This is a genomic window from Haladaptatus sp. CMAA 1909, assembly GCF_043952005.1.
GTDB lineage: Archaea > Halobacteriota > Halobacteria > Halobacteriales > Haladaptataceae > Haladaptatus.
Genome location: NZ_JBIOAV010000001.1, coordinates 2,300,862 through 2,319,796, shown reverse-complemented (window position 1 = coordinate 2,319,796; position 18,935 = coordinate 2,300,862). Strand labels below are relative to the sequence as shown.

The window sequence follows — 18,935 nt, the reverse complement described above, 5'->3', positions numbered from 1 at the left end:
CGAATTTACCACGAATGATGAAAACGTAAACACGCGGGATTTATACCTTCGGAGGGTCGATATTCGTCCGATATGGGACAAACACTGACGGAAAAGATTCTCGGCGACCACCTCGTCGAGGGCGAACTCGAAACCGGTGAGGAAATCGGAATCGAGATCGACCAAGTTCTCACACAGGACACGACTGGGACCCTCGTGTGGCTCCAGTTCGAGGCGCTCGACATGGACGAGGTCCAGACCGAGATCGCCGCCCAGTACTGTGACCACCAGACCTACCAGTTCGACTTCAAGAACACGGACGACCACCGCTTCCTCCGCTCCGCGGCGGGCACGTTCGGTGCACACTACTCCCGTCCGGGTAACGGTATCTGTCACAACGTCCACAAGGAGAACTTCGCGGCACCCGGCAAGACGATGCTCGGGTCCGACTCCCACACCCCGACCCCCGGCGGACTGGGTGAACTCGCTATCGGTTCCGGCGGTCTCGACGTCGCGGTCGCCATGGGTGGCGGCCCGTACTACATCGAGATGCCCGAAATAGTCAGCGTCCGCCTCGAAGGCGAACTCCCCGAGTGGGCGACCGCGAAGGACGTCATCCTCGAGATGCTCCGCCGCTTCTCCGTGAAAGGCGGCGTCGGCAAAATCTTCGAGTACACCGGTCCCGGCGTCGAGACGCTCTCGGTCCCCGAGCGAACGACCATCACGAACATGGGAACGGAACTCGGCGCGACCACCTCCATCTTCCCGACGGACGAGAAGACCGAGGAGTGGCTCTCGCGACTCGGCCGCGAGGACGAGTACGTCGACCTCCAGGCCGACGACGACGCGGAGTACGACGACGAAATCGTCATCGACCTCTCCGACCTCGAACCGCTCATCGCACAGCCGTCCATGCCCGACAAGGTCGTCCCGGTCCGCGAAGTCGCCGGACAGTCGGTCGACCAGGTCATGATCGGTTCCTGTACGAACGGCGGCTACGAGGACATCCTCCCCGCCGCGAAGATGCTCGAAGGCCGCACGGTCGACCGGAAGACGGACATGATCGTCGCCCCGGCGTCCAAGCAGGCCTCCGAGATGCTCGCCCGTGAGGGCTGGGTCGCGGAACTGATGGCGGCGGGCGTCAACTTCTCCGAGGCGACCTGTGGCGCGTGTATCGGTATCGGCCACGTTCCGGCGTCCGATTCCGTCTCGCTCCGCACCTTCAACCGCAACTTCGAGGGTCGCTCCGGTATCGAGGACGACTCCGTCTACCTCTGTTCGCCCGAAGTCGCCACGGCGGCGGCCATCAAAGGCGAAATCGTCGACCCCCGGGACCTCGCCGACGAACTCGGCGACATGGACGCACCCGAGTTCGAACTGGGTGACAACTACGGTACCAGCGCCGACGACCCCGACCTCATCTCGCCCGAGCAGGCCGTCGACGACGACCTCATCAAAGGCCCGAACATCGGCGACGTCCCGCTGAAGGACGAACTCGACTCCAAACTCGAAGGCCCGGCCCTGCTCAAGATGCAGGACAACATCACGACCGACCACATCATTCCGGCGACCCAGGACATCCTGATGTACCGGTCGAACATCCCGAAGCTCTCCGAGTTCACGCTCTCGCGCGTCGACGACACGTTCGCACAGCGCGCGCTCGACGCCGACGGCGGCTTCCTCGTCGCCGGCGAGAACTACGGACAGGGTAGCTCGCGCGAACACGCGGCCCTGTGCCCGATGTACCTCGGCGTGGAAGGCGTCCTCGCACAGAGCTTCGCCCGCATCCACAAGGCCAACCTGTTCAACTTCGGTCTGATTCCCCTCGAAATCAGCGAGGAGGACTACGAGAAGTTCGAACAGGGCGACGACATCGAAATCGTCGACGATGTCGCGGAAGCGGTCCGCTCCGGTCAGGAGGAGTTCACGGTCCGCGTGAACGACGACTGGGAACTCACCGCAACCCTCGACGCCTCCGAACGCGAGCGCCAGATTCTCGCCGACGGTGGCAAACTGCCGCACACGAAAAAGCAGGTCGAAGGCGGCGACGCGGCGGCCTCCGCGGACGACTAGAACCCACCTTTCAGCACCCACCTTTTACGACGGTCGCAGGCAGGAGTGACGACTATTGTCGTCACTCCTGCTGGCTTCCTGTAAAAGCTGGACCAAAAGCACTCCTCTTTCATTTCGCATTGGAAGAGCTTCGCTCTTCCATGCTCCATTCAATTGTCGGCCCGCTCACTTCGTTCGCGGTGAGTGTGCTAGTTATCGCGGTTGGTCGGCCTGCTACCGAACCAGCAGTGTGACATTCTATGAGCAACTGCAAGCGACACACCTGCCAGCGGTCAGCTGTCCACCGGAAAATCGAAGATTTTCCGGGCCAAGGAACCTCCGACGGAGCGATTGAAAGGAGCGACGGAAGTGGGGTGACGCCGTGCTTTTGGTCCAGCTTTTACCAGGGAGTAAGACGGAAAGTGAGCGCGAATCGCGCTCACTTTCCGTTCACGACCGCAGTAAAAGCTGGGGGTTGATGTTTTAGTCGTGCGCGTCGAAGGCTCAATCGTGACTTCCACAGCGAGCGAGACGGGTTCGATTTCGATTCGCCCCGCGGAGGAAGCCGACTTGCTCGCCATCTTTCGAATCGAGAAATCCTCGTTCAGCCAACCGTGGCCGTTCGCGGCGTTCGAGCGATACGTGGACGAACCGACGTTTTTGGTCGCCACGGACGGGATGAAAATCGTCGGCTACGTCGTCGCCGACACGATTCCGAATCACGGCCGGGCGCTCGGACATATCAAGGACATCGCGGTCCACCCCTCGCGTCGGGGAGAGGGAATCGGAAAAGAACTGTTGAAGCAGGCGCTCTCCGGCCTCCACGTGCGCGGAACGTACAGCGTCAAACTGGAGGTGCGAGCGAGCAACGACACGGCGATTTCCCTCTATCAAGAGTTTGGCTTCCGGTATCTGCGGACGATACCGCGGTACTACGGCGACGGCGAGGACGCGCTCGTGATGATCGTCGAACTCGACTGACCCGCGGACTGAACTGTTTTTCAGTGCGGACGCCATACATCGGTCTATGGGATATGCGTGTCCGGTGTGTGAAACGCCACAGTCCGACGGGGAACACCTCGCCAACCATCTCGCCTTCGCGGCCATTCTCGGCGATTCGGACCACGAATCGTGGCTCGACGAGTACGCGCCGGGGTGGAACGAGGAGGGTCCCGACGAACTCGCGCCGAGAATCACGGAGTACGCGGACGAAGCGGAGTACCCGCAGGTGTTCGAGGATACGGTTCACGGCCCCGGTCACGATCACCACGACCACGGCGGCGGATTGGAGGACGAACTTCAGCAGGCCGGTGGCTACGGTCGGGACGCGACCATGGGCGCTGATGCTCAGCAAATAATGGCGGAGGCGCGCCAGATGACCGAGCAGATGTTCGACGACGAGGAAGCCGACGATGACGCGGCCGACGCGGACGACGAATCGAAGGACGAAAACGAATAGTTACTTCCCCGAGAACGACTCGCCATGGAGACACACGGAATCTTCGCTCCGGAGACCGAAGGCGCTGTCCGCGAACAGTACGAGGACGTCGGGCCGGTCGCACAGACCGTCGTCAAGGAGACGGCAAAGGCGATGAACTTCGACCGCGAGGAGTACGGTGAACGCGTGACGGGCGACGTGGTCGCGACGGCACGGGACGCCCTGTTCGCCTCGCTTCTCGAAATCAAAACTGGAACGCGCGACGAGTTTGAAGCCGACGTTCCCGACGGGTTCGACGTCCACGTCGAGGGAAGCGACAACGTCGATAACGTCGCGTGGCACGTCGCCCCGGCGACGGAGACGGCCGTCGCAGCGACCTATCAACAAAAGGAGGAGGCGGCGATCGCGACACTCCAGCGAATCGCCTTCGGCCGGGTGTACCGAGACGTCATTTAACCGGGACATGGTTTAATTGGTTTCCGCCCGATTTGTCGGTCGGTATGACCGTCGAATACGGGCAATTCGACCGCGGGCGCGGGATGAACTACTGGCAGTACGACCCCGTTTTGCAGCACGAAGTCGAGCGCACCTACCCCGGCGACAGGGGGTGGGCGGAGGAGCGCTTCGACGAATTCGGCGACATCGTCGGGCAGGTCGTCGCCCCGAACTCGGACACCATCGACGAACACGGTCCGGAGCTGCACCGGTACGACCGGTTCGGGGAGCGCGTCAACGAAATCGAGTATCATCCGGCCCAGTTCGAAAACGAGCGATTGGTGTACGGTGCGGGATGCGTCGCCGACTCGTTTCGAGCGCCGCCGGACCGCGACGCCCCGGCGTCCATGTTACATCATCTGACGATGGACTACCTCCTCGCGTACGCGGACGTGGGTCTGACGTGTCCCGTCGCCATGACCGCGGGGGTGGCCCTCGTGTTGGAGCGCTTCGACGGCGGCCACGACGGTCCGCTGTCCGACTTTTACGACCGACTGACCACCCGCGAGTACGACGACCTGTTGCAGGGCGCGATGTTCCTCACGGAACGGCAGGGCGGAAGCGACGTCGGCGCGACCGAAACCGTCGCGGAACGCACCGATGACGGTTGGCGGTTGACCGGCGAGAAGTGGTTCTGCTCGAACGTCGATTCCGGGGCCATCCTCACGCTCGCGCGGACGCCGGACGCGCCCGACGGAACTGACGGCCTCTCCCTCTTTTTGGTTCCGGGGACGAAACCGGACGGGGACCGCGACGTTCTCGTCCGTCGGTTGAAGGACAAACTCGGGACGGTCAGCGTTCCGACCGGCGAGGTCGAGTTCCACGGCACCGAGGCGTACCTCGTCGGCGAACTGGAATCCGGGTTCCGGTACATGTCCGAGATGCTCAACCTCGAACGCATCGCCAACGCTTTCGCGTCCTGCGGTCTCATCGGTCGAGCCCTGTTGGAGAGCAAGATTCGGGCCGCGAATCGCGAAGCGTTCGGCAACCCCATTGACCGGTATCCGCTCATGCGCCGCGACTTGGTGGAGATGGCCGTGGCGCACGAGGCGGCAACCGCGTTCACGTTCGACGCCGGGCGCGCGTTCGACCGCTACCACCGCGGCGACGACGGGGCCTTCGCGCTGATGCGCCTCCTCGTTCCCATCGCCAAGTCCCGAACCGGTAGCATGGCCGTCGATGTCGCGTCGTACGCGATGGAAATCCACGGGGGCAACGGCTACGTGAACGATTTCGTTACGAACCGCCTCCTCCGCGACGCACAGGTGCTTCCGATTTGGGAAGGAACTTCGAACATCCTCTCGCTCGACGTGCTTCGTGCGCTCGCGCGCGAGGAGGCACACGAACCGGCGATGGCCCTGATCCGTGACCGACTGAACGGCGTGGAACACGACGACCTCGCCGACCTCGTGGCGACCACCCGCGACGAACTCGATGGCCTACAGGACGCCTTGGTGACGTTGGCGACGGCGGACGAGGAGTACGCCCAACTCCACGCGAAGGAACTGGCCGAGTACGTCTTCGACGTGTACACCGCCGCGCTGTTGCTGTCGGAGGCGGACGGCGAACTCGCGGCGGGCAACGAACGGAAGGAACTGGTCGCTCGCCAGTTCGTCGCCGACGCGTTCGGTCGCTCCACGGCACGGGGAATCCCTTCCGGGGATACCCTTTCACTCGATGCGTTCGAGAAAATCGTCCGGTTCGCGTAGTCGCGTCGACCCGTCCGGGTCGCTTACTTCGCTTCGGCGTCGCGCACGTCGTCACAGCATTCGTTGTACTCGCTCTTCGGTGCGCTACACTCCCCGGCACACGGATGGTCGATGTGTTCGCGAATGCGGGCCGCCACCTCGTCCGAGAGGGCGTTCCCCATCTCCCGCGCCTCCTCCGGATCGTCGATTTCGAGGTCGCCCAGCAGGAAGTTCTCCGCGAGGCAGTGTTTCCACATGACTTCGCGTGCGGTGTCCTCGCCGTCGTCCGTGAGGGTTGCGCCCTTGTACTTCTCGTAGGTCGCAAGGTCGCGCGCTTCGAGCGTCCCGAGCATCTCGGTGACGCTGGCCGCACTCACGTCCAACGCCGTCGCCAACTCGCCTGTTTTGGCCGGACGGCCGGTGCTCTCGCTGACGAGGTGAATCGTACTGAGATAGCGTCCGACGCTCGCGGAAACCTCGCTCATCGTCTGACTCTAGCGGGTGTCACGGACATAAATCATTCCCACCGTTCGATTCGTCTCGGAAATCGCGAACGGTAGTCGTGAACGAACGTCGGGATCGTCACTCGAACAACCCGTCCACGTCCGTCTCCCGAAACTCCCGCTTTTCGACGTGCTGGCCGAGGCGCTGTGCTATCAGTGCCCTGTCTTCGGGTTGGCGGACGAAATCCATGAGGAACGTGATGAATCGACTTCCCTCGTCCCCGGATTCCAGGTCGGCACGTGCGAACTCCACCGCCCGTTCGAACGTCGATTCGTCGTAGCCGAACTCCTCGGCCAGAACGACGGCGGCGACCGCGGATTCCTCGAAGCCGAGGTCGTCGGGACGGAGAACGATTCCGCCGCTGGTCAGTCTCGGCGGCGCGCTGCGCTCGACGTGTTCGGGGTCGTCCCGAACCGCGCGGAGGTAGGTACGAACCGTCTCGACGTTGATGCCCCGATAATCGTTCGGAAGTCCGCTGAGATACGCGGCCGCGCTCTCCGCGAGGCCCCGCATTCCAGCCCAGTTCCCGTCGCCCGCGTGGTATACCACCGCCGTGAACTGAATCAGTCCGTGGAGAAGTCGCTCGTCCTCGGTATCCCGTTCGAGGTCCAGCCAGTGGTCCTCCCACGCGTCGTGGGCGGCGTGGAACTCGCCGGCGTTGTAGATTGCGACCCCGGCCCGCAGGGAAGCGTCCATACGGTTCATTCCCCGCCGCCGATGAAAAACTCCTCCGGACGAATGCTCTTCCGGACGACGGCAAACGGCTCGAAAAGGGTGATGCAGGACCTGACGGAGCCACCGTCAGTGGGTGTAACCGTGGATACCGGTTACTTCGCGGTTTTCTTGACGGCCCATTTCTTCAAGTCACGAACGAACAGTCGGTAGTTCTCAACTTTACTCATACACGAGTAAATATTCTCGCGAGGGTCAAAAGTGTCACGGTTCGCGCCATATTTGGCCTGTCACACCATGGCAAACGCGCGGTCGGCGAAACCTGCGCGAACGACAACGGCCTTTGTGGCGTTCGTCCTACGATCCGTATGGACGACATCGAACGGAAGCGGGCGACGACGGATTCGTTCGGCAGCGTCGCGGCCTCCTACCTCGACAGCGACGTTCACCGGGACGGTGTGGACCTCGAACTCCTCGCCTCGTGGTGCGAGGACGCCACGTGTGGACTCGACATCGCGTGCGGTGCCGGACACACCGCCGGCGCGCTCGCCAAAACGGTTCCCACCGTCATCGCCGCCGACGCAACACCCGCGATGGTCGAGACGGCCACTGACGCGTTCCCCGTCTCCGGCGCGGTCGCCGACGCGGAGCGACTCCCTTTCGCGGACGAAGTCTTCGACGCCGTGACCTGCCGCATCGCGGCCCACCACTTCCCCAATCCGCAGGCGTTCGTGAGCGAAGTCGCCCGCGTTCTCGCGCCCGGCGGCGTCGTCGCCTTCGAGGATAACATCGTCCCCGAAGACGACGAACTAGCCGCCTTCTACAACCGCTTCGAACGCCTCCGCGATTCGACTCACGGCGAGGCCTATTCCGTCGCGCGGTGGCAGGATTGGTTCCGCGACGTCGGACTCACCATCGACGAGTCAGTCACCATGCGCAAGGACCTCGACTACGAGTCGTGGGCGGAGCGCACGAATCCGGACGAGAGCGCGCGCGAGGAACTGGACGAACTCGTCCGTGGGTCGAAAGCCGAAGTCGTCTACGACGTGACCGTCGAGGACGGCGCAGTGACCGACTTCAGCAACGAGAAGGTGCTGATTCGCGCGGTGAAGTGAGAAACGACTCGCTGCGCTCGTCGGTGTCATGTTAGCAGAAACGTCCTGACGGAGTTTCGCGCGAGTGAAACGAGCGCGAAGCACGTCGGACCGAAACGGTCCGACATCGATTTGAACTGCACAAGACGTTCCGGCTCGCTTCGCTCGCGGGCGTGCGTCTTGTTGGCTCAAATCTCCGCTGTCGTCATCTTCCTCCACGACTCACGAGAGCCTCGGCTCTCGTGAGTCGGTTCCTGAAGAATGACGTCCTGACGGAGATTTGAACTCCGGTCCCTGGCTCCGCAAGCCAAGAGGATAGTCCACTACCCTACCAGGACTCAATCATTCATTTCGCGGTCGGCTTAATAGCGCTTGCGATGTGGCGACGGTGTGGGGATGCGACCCACCCGCACGAACCGCGGACGCGGAGACCGTGTCGATAACTCAAATTTCCATTTTTCCTTACGCCAGTGCTTTTAGAACGGAAGTGGTGCTCTGTGGTATGCAACGACGAAACATCCTGAAACGTGCGGGTGCGGCGACGACGGTCGGTCTGCTCGGCGGTTGTCTGAGCCGAGAGGGTGGCAGTCCGGGTAACTCGGAGTCGGACGGGGGCGGAACCGGGACGACCGAGACCACGACGACCACGGCGAGCGAAACCACGACTGCCGAAGGGACGACGGAAACGGGGACGACGACGCGGACTTCGACTTCCACTGCGGGCGTGACGGTGAAAGATCGGTCGCTGGAAGTCATCAGCGCGGAGTGTGGGCAGCCGACAAACGATGCCGCTATCGAGTTCGAGGACTCGAAAAAGCGACTCGTCGTCACGGGGTCGATGACGGGGAGCGACTCCTGCACCCGGCCAAAAATCGAGAGCGCGAAATGCGATACGTCGTCGAGCGCGTTCACGGTGACGATGGGAACGAAGCGGAAGGACGGCAGCGTCGGGTGTTCCGAGTGTATCACCGAAATCGAATACCGGGCGACGTTCACCTTCGAGGGGGCGCTCCCGAAGTCGGTGACAGTCACGCACGAGAGCATGGGTGAGTCGAAAGTCGTCGCGGATACGGACAGAGAAAGTTCCACCACCACGAAAAAGTAACGCCGACGAAAGCGACATTCAGGAGCGGAACGTAGGTTTATCAGTGAAGGGGGGACCACTGTTCTGCATGGAACGAACCGCATCGCAATCGGCGAACTCCGTCCGATTGCCGACACAAAGACAACGCTTAAGCGACGGCCAACCCTGCAACCGAATACGATTATGGGCGTTATAGACGAGGTACACGGGGACCTCGACGCCGACATCTCTCTGGACGAGTTCCGGGACGCCGTCGAGGAAAAAGTCGAACAGATGGGTGGGCTTGCGGACGAGGAAACCGCCGCAATGCTCATCGCGCACGAACTGGGCGAAAGCGAAGTGAACGGGGTCGCCGACATCGAACCCGGCATCGAGGAAGTGAAGTTCGTTGCCAAGGTGACGAGCATCGGCGACGTTCGGACCTTCGAACGCGACGGGGACGACGCGGAGGACGGCCACGTCCTGAACGTCGACGTCGCGGACGAGACGGGTTCGATTCGCATCTCGCTCTGGGACGAACACGCGCAGGCCGCTGAAGAGCAACTCGAACCGGGGCAGGTGCTTCGAATCAAGGGCCGCCCGACGGACGGTTACAGCGGGACCGAGGTCAACGTCGATCAAGCGGAACCCGACGACGACACGGAGATCGACGTGCAGGTACAGGACTCCTATACGGTGTCCGACCTCTCGCTCGGCCTCTCGGACGTGAACCTGCAGGGCAAACTGCTCGACACGGGAACCGTCCGGACCTTCGACCGGGACGACGGGTCGGAAGGAAGGGTCGCCAACCTCACCGTCGGCGACGAGACGGGTCGGGTCCGAATCACGCTCTGGGACGAGCGCGCCGACGCGGCCGAGGAACTCTCCGCCGGAATCGCCGTCGAAGTCGTCGACGGGTACGTCCGCGAGCGCGACGGCAACCTCGAACTTCACGTCGGCAACCGCGGTGCCGTCGAGAAGATAGACGCCGACATCGAATACGTGCCGGAGAGTACGCCTATTGAAGACCTCGAAATCGGCGACACGGCCGACATCGTCGGCGTGATTCGCTCCACGGACCCGAAGCGGACCTTCGACCGGGACGACGGATCGGAGGGACAGGTGAAAAACGTCCGCGTGCAGGACGAAACCGGCGACATCCGCGTCGCGCTGTGGGGTAAAAAGGCCGACCGCGAACTCGCGCCGGGCGACAAAGCCGCTTTCGCGGACGTCTCCATCAAGGACGGTTGGGCCGATGACATCGAGGCCTCCGCGGGGTGGCAGTCGACCATCTCCGTCCTCGACAGCGGTTCGCCGACCGATACCGCCGGTGCGGACGACGAGAACGACTCGACCGATTCGGAAACCGGTCTCGGTGCGTTCGAAACCGGGAGCGACGCCGACGGCACGACGGATTCCGACGATTCCGACGCGACCACGACGGACTCCGAAACGTCGAAAGGAACCAGTCCGGCCACGACGACCGACGACGGCGAATTCGTCGAATTCACCGGCACGGTCGTTCAAGCGGGTAACCCCGTCGTGTTAGACGACGGCGACGAAACGATAAGCGTCGAGACGGACGCGGACGTTCACCTCGGACAGGAAGTCACCGCACGCGGGGAACGCCGCGGCGGGAAACTCGACGCCGACGACGTCTTCTGAGTCCGTCTCTCCGTTCTCTCCGCCCGATTTCGCTACCTTAGCTCTGGAACGGCTCTTCGTCGCGGTGGTTGTCCTTGTTCTGTTCGTCGGTCGCCGCGTCCTCGCGGGCTTGCTTTTGCTCCACTTCCGTCTCGTCTTCGAGTTCCTCTTCGCGGGCCTGCTCGGCCTCCTCTTTGTCCTTCGCATCCTCGGACTCCTCTTTTTCCTTTGCCATCGTTCGGTCGCGTTCGTGTGGATCGCTCATCGTGTTCGCCAGTTCACCGTCTTCCTTTTTATTCGTGCTGGCAGTTTCCCCGTCGAATTTGCCGCAAACGACGGTAGGGAAAGATTAAGGGCGACTGACTTCCGCTTTGGACTATGAGCGTTGAGCTTCCGTTTGCGCCGGTCGATACGATAATCCGACGGAAAGCAGGCGACCTCCGCGTCAGCGCGGACGCCGCCGAAGAACTCGCCCGCCGGATTCAGATTCACGGCGCGGAGTTGGCCGTAGACGCGGCGAAACAGGCGACGAAGGACGGACGGAAGACGCTGATGGCGGCGGATTTCGGCGTCCAACAGGTCATCGACAAGGACGATCTCGTTCTCCCGGTCGCCCCCGTGGACCGAATCGCCCGTCTCGATATCGACGATGATTACCGGGTTTCGATGGATGCGCGCGTGGCGCTCGCCGACATCCTCGAAGACTACGCCAACAACGTCGCGGCCGCCGCGACGATACTCGCCCATCACGCGGACCGGCGAACGGTTAAGGCGGAGGACATCGAGACTTACTTCAGGCTGTTCGAATGAAATTCGGCTACAGCGAGGTCTGTCTAGCTCACGATACCGGGAAGCGACATCCCGAGAATCCCGACCGACTGCGTGCGATTCGACGGGCCCTCACACGAAAACACGGTGTCGAATACGTCGAAGCGTCGCCCGCGACCGAAGCCGAAGTGACCGCGGTCCACGACGCGGGGTACGTCGAGGAGTTTCGCGAGTTCTGCGAGAGCGGCGGCGGGAACTGGGACCCGGACACCGTCGCGGTCGAGGAGTCGTGGGACGCCGCGCTCGAAAGCGCGGGACTGGCCAAATGGGCCGCAAAGGCGGCACTTGCGGGCGAAGACGGCCGCTCGACGCCGTTCGCACTGGGTCGTCCACCGGGGCATCACGCCGTGGCGGATGACGCCATGGGATTTTGCTTCTTCAACAACGCCGCCGTCGCGGCCCAATCGGTCATCGACGACGGCGATGCGGAGCGGGTCGCGATAATCGACTGGGATGTCCACCACGGCAACGGAACGCAGGACATCTTCTACGGCGACGGGGACGTGTTCTACGTCTCGATTCACGAGGACGGATTGTATCCCGGCACGGGCGAAATCGAGGAGTCGGGCGAGGGAGACGGGGCGGGAACGACCCTCAACGCTCCGCTCCCGGCGGGGGCGGGGGACCCCGAATACCGGGCGGTGTTCGACGACCTCATCGCCCCGGCGATTCTCGACTTCGATCCCGACCTCGTGCTCGTGAGCGCGGGATTCGACGCCCACCGTCACGACCCAATCTCCAGAATGCGAGTTTCGACAGAAGGGTACGGCATGCTCACCGCTCGCGTTCGGGACCTGACGGACGAGGTGGGTGCGGCGCTCGGGTACGTCCTCGAAGGGGGATACGGCTTGGACACGCTTTCGGACGGCGTCGCGATGGTCCACGAGGTGTTCGACGGGATGGACCCCGTCGTCCCCGACGAGGAGGCGAACGAGGAGGTTCGTGACCTGATCGCGGACGTCCGCGACTCCTATCCGGTTTTTGAAACCGACTAGAATCTTAATTCCACTATTTTACCCTTCAATGAATGTATAATAAAAAACGCACTCAGGTTTATCAGTGAACGCGGCGTAACGAATTCACGTTCAGGGGTGGCCAATGAGGCTGGATTCACACGACGTAGCGATATTGCACGACAGGTTTCCCGCCATGGGGGGCGGCGAACGATTCGCCATCGAAGCGGCGCGAGTGCTCGATGCACCGATATTTACCATGTACGTGGCGGACGGCATCGAATCGCCCGACGACGTGACTATCGTTCCGATACGGCAGGGGAAGTACACGCGCGGTCTCTCGGGGCATCTGCTCGAATGGAAAAACGAAGGGATGAACCCGCTAGAGACGATGTCTGTCGCGCTCGATTGGACCGACGCGCACGACGAACTGGCGAACTACGACGTGGTCCTCGAAAGCGCCCCGCTCTCGAAGTCGTACGTCCCTCCGGTGGACCAGACGGTACTTCACTACCCGCACAGCCCGCCTCGATGGCTGTATGACCTCTACCGTGAGCGACTCGCCGCGTTCGACTATCCCGGCGTCCAGTTGGCCCTGAAGGGGTACGCGAAGTGGTGGCGGACGCTCGATAAGGAAGCCAACGACTACATCGACCGGTTCGTCGCCAACAGCGAACTCGTCCGTGACCGCATCCAACGATACTACAATCGGGACGCCACGGTCGTCTATCCCCCTGTGACCGGGGATTGGCGGGACGAGGGTGACGACGGCTATTTCGTGACGTGGTCCCGACTCGCGCCGGAGAAACGAATCGGCCTCGTCATCGACGCGTTCGCGGGGTTGGACGAACGCCTACTCGTCGTCGGCGACGGAAAGGAACGGGAACGGCTCGAACGGAAAGCGCGCGCCCACGACAACGTCGAACTGCTCGGTTTCCTCCCGGACGTGGAGGACGTGGTCTCCCGCGCAACCGCCGTCGTTTACGCGCCGAAGGACGAGGACTTCGGGTTGGTCGGCGCGGAGGCGTTGACGGCGGGTAAACCCCTCATCGGCGTGAACGAAGGGTACACCCGACAGCAGGTCGTGGAGGGGAAGACCGGCTTGGGATTCGCTCCGACCGTCCGCTCGCTGCGGGAAACCGTCGAGGCGTTCGACCCGGACGACTTCGATACCGACGATATTCAGCAGTTCGCTCGACGATACGACAGGCGGACGTTCGCACAGTCCTTGCGCGAAGTGGTCGACAGGACGCATCGTGAGGCGGCCGAGAAACGCACCGCAGTAGATGCCGATGATACGAAACCCATACGCATCCAATGATCCCCGCGTTTCGGTCGTGATCCCGACGGTTCCGTCGAACGATCACGAGGGCGTAGTCGCCGCCTTACAGAACCAGACCGAAACCGAGTTCGAAGTGCTGGTCGTGGACGACGCGACCCTCGACATCTGTGAGGCGCGAAACGCCGGAATCGAGGCGGCGAACGCGGACATCGTGGCGCTCACCGACGACGATTGCCGACCGCCCCCCGACTGGGTGGCCAGCGTCGCGAGCGCTTTCGACCGGGAGGCGGTCTGCGTCGAGGGGAGCGTCAGCGGCGGCCGAACGTATCACGGAACGGGCCTGTACGTCGGGTGCAACCTCGCCTTCGACCGTGATACCGCGCTCGACGCCGGAGGGTTTCGAAGCGAGTACGCGGGGTGGCGGGACGATACGGAGTTCGGGTGGCGGATGGAGTCTTACGGCTCGTGTCGATACGACCCGGCGATCACGATGTCCCATCCCGACCGTACGCGCGCCAGCATCGACGCGGACAAAGAAACCCGCCTGCAACGCGAGTATCCGGCCGAGTACAAGGAGCGTATCGTCCCCGAGACGGCGCTCGGAAGGGTCAACGACTGGCTCTGGCGTCGGGGCTTTTGGAACGCGGTCGACCGGATTCGGTACGCGGAGGTGAACCGATGACGTTCGACGATTGGCTGAACGAGAGCAGCGACCGGATCCGTGCGGACGGTTGGCGCGGCGTGGACAAGTCGGCGTACGAACTCTACAAGGGGATTCTCCGTCGAATCGGCGACCGACGGTCGTTCGGCGAGTCGATATACGACCATCCGTGGGACGCGCTCGTCGTCCTCGACGGCTGTCGGTTCGACTGCATGTGTGAGGTCGCACCCGACATCCCCTTCGTGGAGCGCGTTTGGCGCTTCGATTCGGCGGGAACCCGCTCGGACGAGTGGATGCGCGCGAACTTCGGGACGCGGGACTGTTCGGATACGGTCCACGTCACCGCGAATCCGAACTCCGCGCGCCACCTCGACGCCGACAACTTCGCTCGACTGGACGAAGTGTGGCGGGACGGGTGGGACGACCAACTGGGGACGGTTCCCGCCCGCACCGTCACCGACCGGGCAATCGCGGCGGGGCGCGAGGAGGACCCGGACAAACTCGTCGTCCACTACATGCAACCGCACTTCCCGTCGATTCCGGACCCGCTTCCGGGCGACGCCATGAGCAAGGACGAGTTCGGCGAGCGCGTCGGCGTCTGGGAACGCTTGCGGCGCGGCGACCTCACCCGAAAGCAGGTGTGGCGGTCGTACCGCGACAACCTCAGGTACGCCCTCTCCGAGGTCGAGGTCCTTCTCGACAACCTCGACGCCGAGCGCGTCGTCATCACGGCGGACCACGGTAACGGGTTCGGCGAATGGTACGTCTACGGGCACCCCGACAGCACGCCGATTCGCGTCCTCCGCGAGGTCCCGTGGGTGATCACCAGCGGAACCGACACCGGGAGTTACGACCCCGGGGAGTGGATGGAAGGGGAGGATGCATCGAACGGATCGAACGCATCGGTCGACGAGCGCCTTTCGGCGCTGGGATACCGATGAACGTCGCGCTCGTCGTCCTCGACACCGTGCGGAAGGATGCCTTCGACAGCCACTTCGACTGGCTTCCGGGGACGCGGTTCGAGAACGCCTATTCGACCTCCCACTGGACGGTTCCCGCCCACGCCTCCCTGTTCGCGGGAAAGTATCCGAGCGAGTTGGGCGTCTACGCCGGGGCACAACGCCTCGACTGTCCCGAACCGGTCCTCGCCGAATCGTTCGGTTCGTCCGACTACACCACCCGGGCCTTCAGCGCCAACGTCAACATCTCGCGCCCGTTCGACTTCCATCGCGGGTTCGACCGATTCGAAGGGAGTTGGCGACTCGACGCCCTCTCCGAGGACGTGTACGACTGGGACGGCTTCATCACCGAGACGCGGGAGATGGGACCGCAGCGCTACCTCTTGGCCCTCCGAGACGTACTGTTGGGCGACTGTGACACCGTCCCGTCGCTCAAGCGCGGTGCGTTCCTCAAACTCCGCGATTTGGGAATGGGACGGACGACCCGCGACGACGGCGCGACCGAGGCGCTCCAGTTCGTCCGCGAGACCCAGTTCGGCGACGACGAGTTCCTCTTCGTCAACCTGATGGAGGCTCACGCCCCCTACGACCCGCCCGAGGAGTTCCGAACCGTGGAACCGCCGGAACTCGACGGTCTCCGGGCGACGCTCTCGTCGCCGGACGCGGACCCCGAACGAATCCGGCGGGCCTACGACGACGGCGTTCGCTACCTCGCGGACCGGTATCGCGCCATCTTCGCAGAACTCAGGGAGGAGTTCGACTACGTCGTCACGCTCGCGGACCACGGTGAAGCCCTCGGCGAACACGACGCATGGGAACACCTCTGTGGCCTCTATCCCGAGGTGACGAAGGTACCGCTCTGCATATGGAGCGAGGAACACGAGTCCGGCAAAAACGAATCCGAGGAACCTGAACGCCGCACGGAACCGGTCAGCCTCCTCGACGTCCATCGAACGATGCTGGACATCGCGAATATCGACGGCGACTCGCGGGGACGAAATCTCCTCGGCGAACTAAACGCGGACGACGAACCGGAGTGGCTGGTCGAATACCACGGCCTGACCGACCGCCACCGCGCCGCACTGTCTCGCGACGGGTTCGACATCGGCCCGCTCGATACGGAACTGCACGGGTTGGTCGCCCCGAACTATTACGGCTGGGAGACGCCCGACGGCTTCCGCGAGGATGGCGAAATAGAAAAGCCACGCGAGCGAATTGAGTCACTGGTGAACGACTTGAACCGGCGCACCGTGACGAACGACATGACCGTCTCCTCCGCCGTCGAGGAGCAACTGCGCGACCTCGGCTATGCATGAGCGAAGCGGCGAAAACCAAACTCAGTAGCGAGACGCTGGGCGGAACCGTCGCCCAGTTTACGATGGCGCTCATCGGCTTCGCCGGAACCGTCATCTTCGCACGATGGCTCGGCCCGAGCGCGTTCGGCGGCGTCTATCTCCTCTATGCGTTGGTGAAGTTCGCGGACCGACCGATGAACGGGTGGTCGCTCGCCGGGAAAAAGCGCGTCTCCGAATCCGACTCCCTCCGTCCCTTCGCCTTCGGCGCACAACTGCTGTTCAACGCCGGATGGCTCCTCCTCGCGGGAATCGTCGTCTTCCTCGCGGGTGACGCCCTCCGGAACTATACCGGACTCGCGCTCGCTCCGGTGTTGCTCGTCTGCCTCCTCGCCACCGAATCGGTGTTCGAAACGATAGCGAGCCTCGTCCAAGGCCGCGGCCGAATCAGCGCCGCGACGTGGGTCGATACGCTCAGGTCGGTGTTCACCCTCCCGCTCCAAATCGGGTTCGTCGCCCTGCTCAGCACCGCGACCGTCGTCGGATCGGCCGGGATGGTCTTCGGCCTGTCCCTCGCCTCCGCGCTTACTATCCCGTTCGCGGTCGGTCTCGTCGCGGCCCGTCCCGCGATACCGTCCCGCGCGTTCGTTCGGAATCTCGCCGACTACGCGCGATACAGCGTCCCTTCCACCTTTTTGGGAACGACCTACGACCGCCTCGACGTGCTTCTCCTCGGATTCCTCCTCGCCAACGGCACGGCGGCGGCCGGGTGGTACGAAGTCGCGTGGAAGTTCACCCTCCCGGCCGTGTTCGTCGCGGACATGGCCGGACGGGGCCTGATGACGACGGTCAGCGCCCGGGACGAGCGCGTCGGCGGTGCCGCCCGCGACATCTCGAACACGCTGGCCTACGCGGGTATCCTCGCGTTTCCCATCCTCTTCGGGTCGCTGGCGCTCTCGAAACCCCTCGTCGTGACCGTGTACGGTCCGGACTACCGGAACGCCGCCGTCCTCCTCATCGGTCTCGCCGCCTATCGCGTCGTTCGCACGCAGAGCGGGCCGCTCTTGCAGGCCATCAACGGGTTCGACAGGCCGGACGCGGCGATGCGACTTTCGGCGCTCGCGGTCGGTATCAACCTCGTTTTGGGCGTCCCCCTCACGCTCGGGTACGGTCCGATAGGCATCGTCCTCGCCACCATCGTCGCGGAATCGGTCATGTACCTCGGCGCGCTCCGATTCCTTCGGGCCGAAATCGTCGGCATCGTCCCCGTCTCACGCCCGATGGCCGCACAGGTCGGTGCGAGTCTCGTCATGTTCGTCGCCGTCTCCATCGCCCACACGTTCGTTCCCGTGGCGTCGTGGACCGACCTCCTCTCGCTCGTCTCGCTCGGCGGCATCGTCTACGTCGGCGTCCTCCTCGTCGTCAGTCCCGGCGTTCGGCACACGCTCGGCGAGGCGGTTCGCGGGTCGTTTCCCTCATCGTAGCGCTTCCGACCATCCGTCGTGGTTTTCGACGCTCCGACCCTCGACGATGAGCGTTTCGACGGCATCGGACTCGCCGTGAACCGGACGGATGATGACGTCGAGCGCGAGACAGCCCAACTTTTTCGTCCAGTTCCTCGTCCGAAACCTGACGAACTCGTCGTCCGCGGCTTCGTCGATTTTGTCGCGCAACTCCGCCTGCACGTCGGCCGAAAACGACCACCACGGCGTCTCCCAGAACGGTTTTCCTTCGACTACCGCCGCTCTCTCATCGACAGCGTCGAGGGCGGTCTGATTGACCGCGATAACGGTCCCGTTCGTTTCGAGGAGTCCGATGAAGGAAAAGGGGTCGTCGAACACAGCCTCGAATCGGCGTTCGCTCTCGTGGAGGGCACACTCCGCACGGTATTTCTCCACGGCGTTCGCCACGACGTTCGCGAGAACGGTGTACTGGTCCGTGCCGCTCTCCTTCTGGAGGTATCCCGAGACGCCGGCGGAGATCGCCTCGCTCGCTATCTCCTCGCTTCCCTTGCCGGTGAACAGGACGAACGGCAGTTCGGGGTGGTCGTCTCGAACCGAATCGAGGAGTTCGAGGCCGTTCATCGTCGGCATGTCGTAGTCGCTGACGACACAGTCGAAGTCGTCGGCTTTCAGTCGCGCGAGCGCATCGTCGGGACCCGTCACCGCGTCCGTCTCCAGCGCGTCGCGTTCCCGTTCCAAAAACAGGGCCGCCATATCCGCGAGGTCCGGTTCGTCGTCGACCAGCAACACGCGGATCGGCATCGCCATATCCCTTGATTTCCGCTGACCGTCGTAAGTTTGACGGGTCCGGCATTCTCCGGTTTGATTT

The 18,935-nt window shown here is 63.3% G+C and carries 19 protein-coding genes and 1 tRNA gene; 15 read left to right on the top strand and 5 right to left on the bottom strand.

Features of this window, described 5'->3' with window-relative positions; all coding sequences use genetic code 11:
- Positions 1–72 precede the first annotated feature (72 nt).
- From ACGYLY_RS12710 to ACGYLY_RS12690, 5 genes are all read left to right on the top strand, one after another.
- Positions 73–2,052, top strand: a complete 1,980-nt coding sequence (locus ACGYLY_RS12710) for an aconitate hydratase (RefSeq protein ID WP_395281251.1) — start codon at positions 73–75, stop codon at positions 2,050–2,052.
- A 489-nt stretch (positions 2,053–2,541) separates the two neighbouring features.
- Complete coding sequence (gene rimI, locus ACGYLY_RS12705; RefSeq protein WP_395281252.1) at positions 2,542–3,012, top strand: ribosomal protein S18-alanine N-acetyltransferase; 471 nt, start codon at positions 2,542–2,544, stop codon at positions 3,010–3,012.
- A gap of 46 nt (positions 3,013–3,058) precedes the next feature.
- On the top strand, positions 3,059–3,490 hold the full coding sequence (locus ACGYLY_RS12700) for a DUF5810 domain-containing protein (RefSeq protein ID WP_395281253.1): 432 nt from the start codon (positions 3,059–3,061) through the stop codon (positions 3,488–3,490).
- 24 nt (positions 3,491–3,514) lie between these two features.
- Positions 3,515–3,925 (top strand): DUF5809 family protein, encoded by a 411-nt coding sequence (locus tag ACGYLY_RS12695; RefSeq protein WP_395281254.1) that lies wholly within the window; start codon positions 3,515–3,517, stop codon positions 3,923–3,925.
- Between the two features lie 44 nt (positions 3,926–3,969).
- Entirely contained in the window at positions 3,970–5,673 is a 1,704-nt protein-coding gene (locus tag ACGYLY_RS12690; protein ID WP_395281255.1) for an acyl-CoA dehydrogenase family protein, read from the top strand.
- Positions 5,674–5,696: 23 nt separating this feature from the next.
- On the opposite strand, the gene ACGYLY_RS12685 is transcribed toward ACGYLY_RS12690, so the two are convergent.
- Entirely contained in the window at positions 5,697–6,137 is a 441-nt protein-coding gene (locus ACGYLY_RS12685; protein WP_231184943.1) for a metal-dependent transcriptional regulator, read from the bottom strand.
- A gap of 97 nt (positions 6,138–6,234) precedes the next feature.
- Positions 6,235–6,852 carry a DUF309 domain-containing protein gene (locus ACGYLY_RS12680; RefSeq protein WP_395281256.1) on the bottom strand — a complete coding sequence of 206 codons (618 nt, stop codon included), beginning with the start codon at positions 6,850–6,852 and terminating at the stop codon, positions 6,235–6,237.
- 344 nt (positions 6,853–7,196) lie between these two features.
- Here ACGYLY_RS12680 and ACGYLY_RS12675 point away from each other — a divergent pair, with 344 nt between their 5' ends.
- The gene (locus ACGYLY_RS12675; RefSeq protein WP_395281257.1) at positions 7,197–7,943 is read left to right on the top strand and encodes a class I SAM-dependent methyltransferase; all 747 of its coding nucleotides are present in this window, start codon (positions 7,197–7,199) and stop codon (positions 7,941–7,943) included.
- A 244-nt stretch (positions 7,944–8,187) separates the two neighbouring features.
- Here ACGYLY_RS12675 and ACGYLY_RS12670 read toward each other — a convergent pair.
- Positions 8,188–8,260 (bottom strand) — tRNA-Arg (locus ACGYLY_RS12670).
- 164 nt (positions 8,261–8,424) lie between these two features.
- Between ACGYLY_RS12670 and ACGYLY_RS12665 the strand changes: the two genes are divergently transcribed.
- Both ACGYLY_RS12665 and ACGYLY_RS12660 read left to right on the top strand, forming a co-directional pair.
- Entirely contained in the window at positions 8,425–9,027 is a 603-nt protein-coding gene (locus ACGYLY_RS12665) for a hypothetical protein (RefSeq protein ID WP_395281258.1), read from the top strand.
- A gap of 162 nt (positions 9,028–9,189) precedes the next feature.
- On the top strand, positions 9,190–10,650 hold the full coding sequence (locus ACGYLY_RS12660) for a single-stranded DNA binding protein (protein ID WP_395281259.1): 1,461 nt from the start codon (positions 9,190–9,192) through the stop codon (positions 10,648–10,650).
- 37 nt (positions 10,651–10,687) lie between these two features.
- Here ACGYLY_RS12660 and ACGYLY_RS12655 read toward each other — a convergent pair whose 3' ends face one another.
- Complete coding sequence (locus ACGYLY_RS12655; RefSeq protein WP_395281260.1) at positions 10,688–10,894, bottom strand: hypothetical protein; 207 nt, start codon at positions 10,892–10,894, stop codon at positions 10,688–10,690.
- Between the two features lie 113 nt (positions 10,895–11,007).
- Between ACGYLY_RS12655 and ACGYLY_RS12650 the strand changes: the two genes are divergently transcribed.
- The 7 genes from ACGYLY_RS12650 (at position 11,008) to ACGYLY_RS12620 (ending at position 18,088) form a co-directional block, all read left to right on the top strand.
- Positions 11,008–11,439, top strand: coding sequence for a histone family protein (locus tag ACGYLY_RS12650; protein ID WP_231184937.1), 432 nt, complete (start codon positions 11,008–11,010; stop codon positions 11,437–11,439).
- Positions 11,436–12,452 carry a histone deacetylase family protein gene (locus ACGYLY_RS12645; protein WP_395281261.1) on the top strand — a complete coding sequence of 339 codons (1,017 nt, stop codon included), beginning with the start codon at positions 11,436–11,438 and terminating at the stop codon, positions 12,450–12,452. The genes ACGYLY_RS12650 and ACGYLY_RS12645 overlap by 4 nt, the downstream gene beginning before the upstream one ends.
- A gap of 103 nt (positions 12,453–12,555) precedes the next feature.
- On the top strand, positions 12,556–13,731 hold the full coding sequence (locus ACGYLY_RS12640) for a glycosyltransferase (RefSeq protein ID WP_395281262.1): 1,176 nt from the start codon (positions 12,556–12,558) through the stop codon (positions 13,729–13,731).
- Between the two features lie 16 nt (positions 13,732–13,747).
- Positions 13,748–14,374 (top strand): glycosyltransferase, encoded by a 627-nt coding sequence (locus ACGYLY_RS12635; protein ID WP_395281263.1) that lies wholly within the window; start codon positions 13,748–13,750, stop codon positions 14,372–14,374.
- On the top strand, positions 14,371–15,294 hold the full coding sequence (locus ACGYLY_RS12630) for a hypothetical protein (RefSeq protein ID WP_395281264.1): 924 nt from the start codon (positions 14,371–14,373) through the stop codon (positions 15,292–15,294). Before ACGYLY_RS12635 ends, ACGYLY_RS12630 begins: the two co-directional genes overlap by 4 nt.
- The gene (locus ACGYLY_RS12625; RefSeq protein ID WP_395281265.1) at positions 15,291–16,628 is read left to right on the top strand and encodes a sulfatase-like hydrolase/transferase; all 1,338 of its coding nucleotides are present in this window, start codon (positions 15,291–15,293) and stop codon (positions 16,626–16,628) included. The genes ACGYLY_RS12630 and ACGYLY_RS12625 overlap by 4 nt, the downstream gene beginning before the upstream one ends.
- A complete protein-coding gene (locus ACGYLY_RS12620; RefSeq protein WP_395281266.1) occupies positions 16,625–18,088 on the top strand; it encodes a polysaccharide biosynthesis C-terminal domain-containing protein in 1,464 nt (487 codons plus the stop codon). The genes ACGYLY_RS12625 and ACGYLY_RS12620 overlap by 4 nt, the downstream gene beginning before the upstream one ends.
- Here ACGYLY_RS12620 and ACGYLY_RS12615 read toward each other — a convergent pair.
- Positions 18,080–18,874, bottom strand: a complete 795-nt coding sequence (locus tag ACGYLY_RS12615; RefSeq protein WP_395281267.1) for a response regulator — start codon at positions 18,872–18,874, stop codon at positions 18,080–18,082. The two genes, ACGYLY_RS12620 and ACGYLY_RS12615, sit on opposite strands and share 9 nt — an antisense overlap.
- Positions 18,875–18,935: the final 61 nt, after the last annotated feature.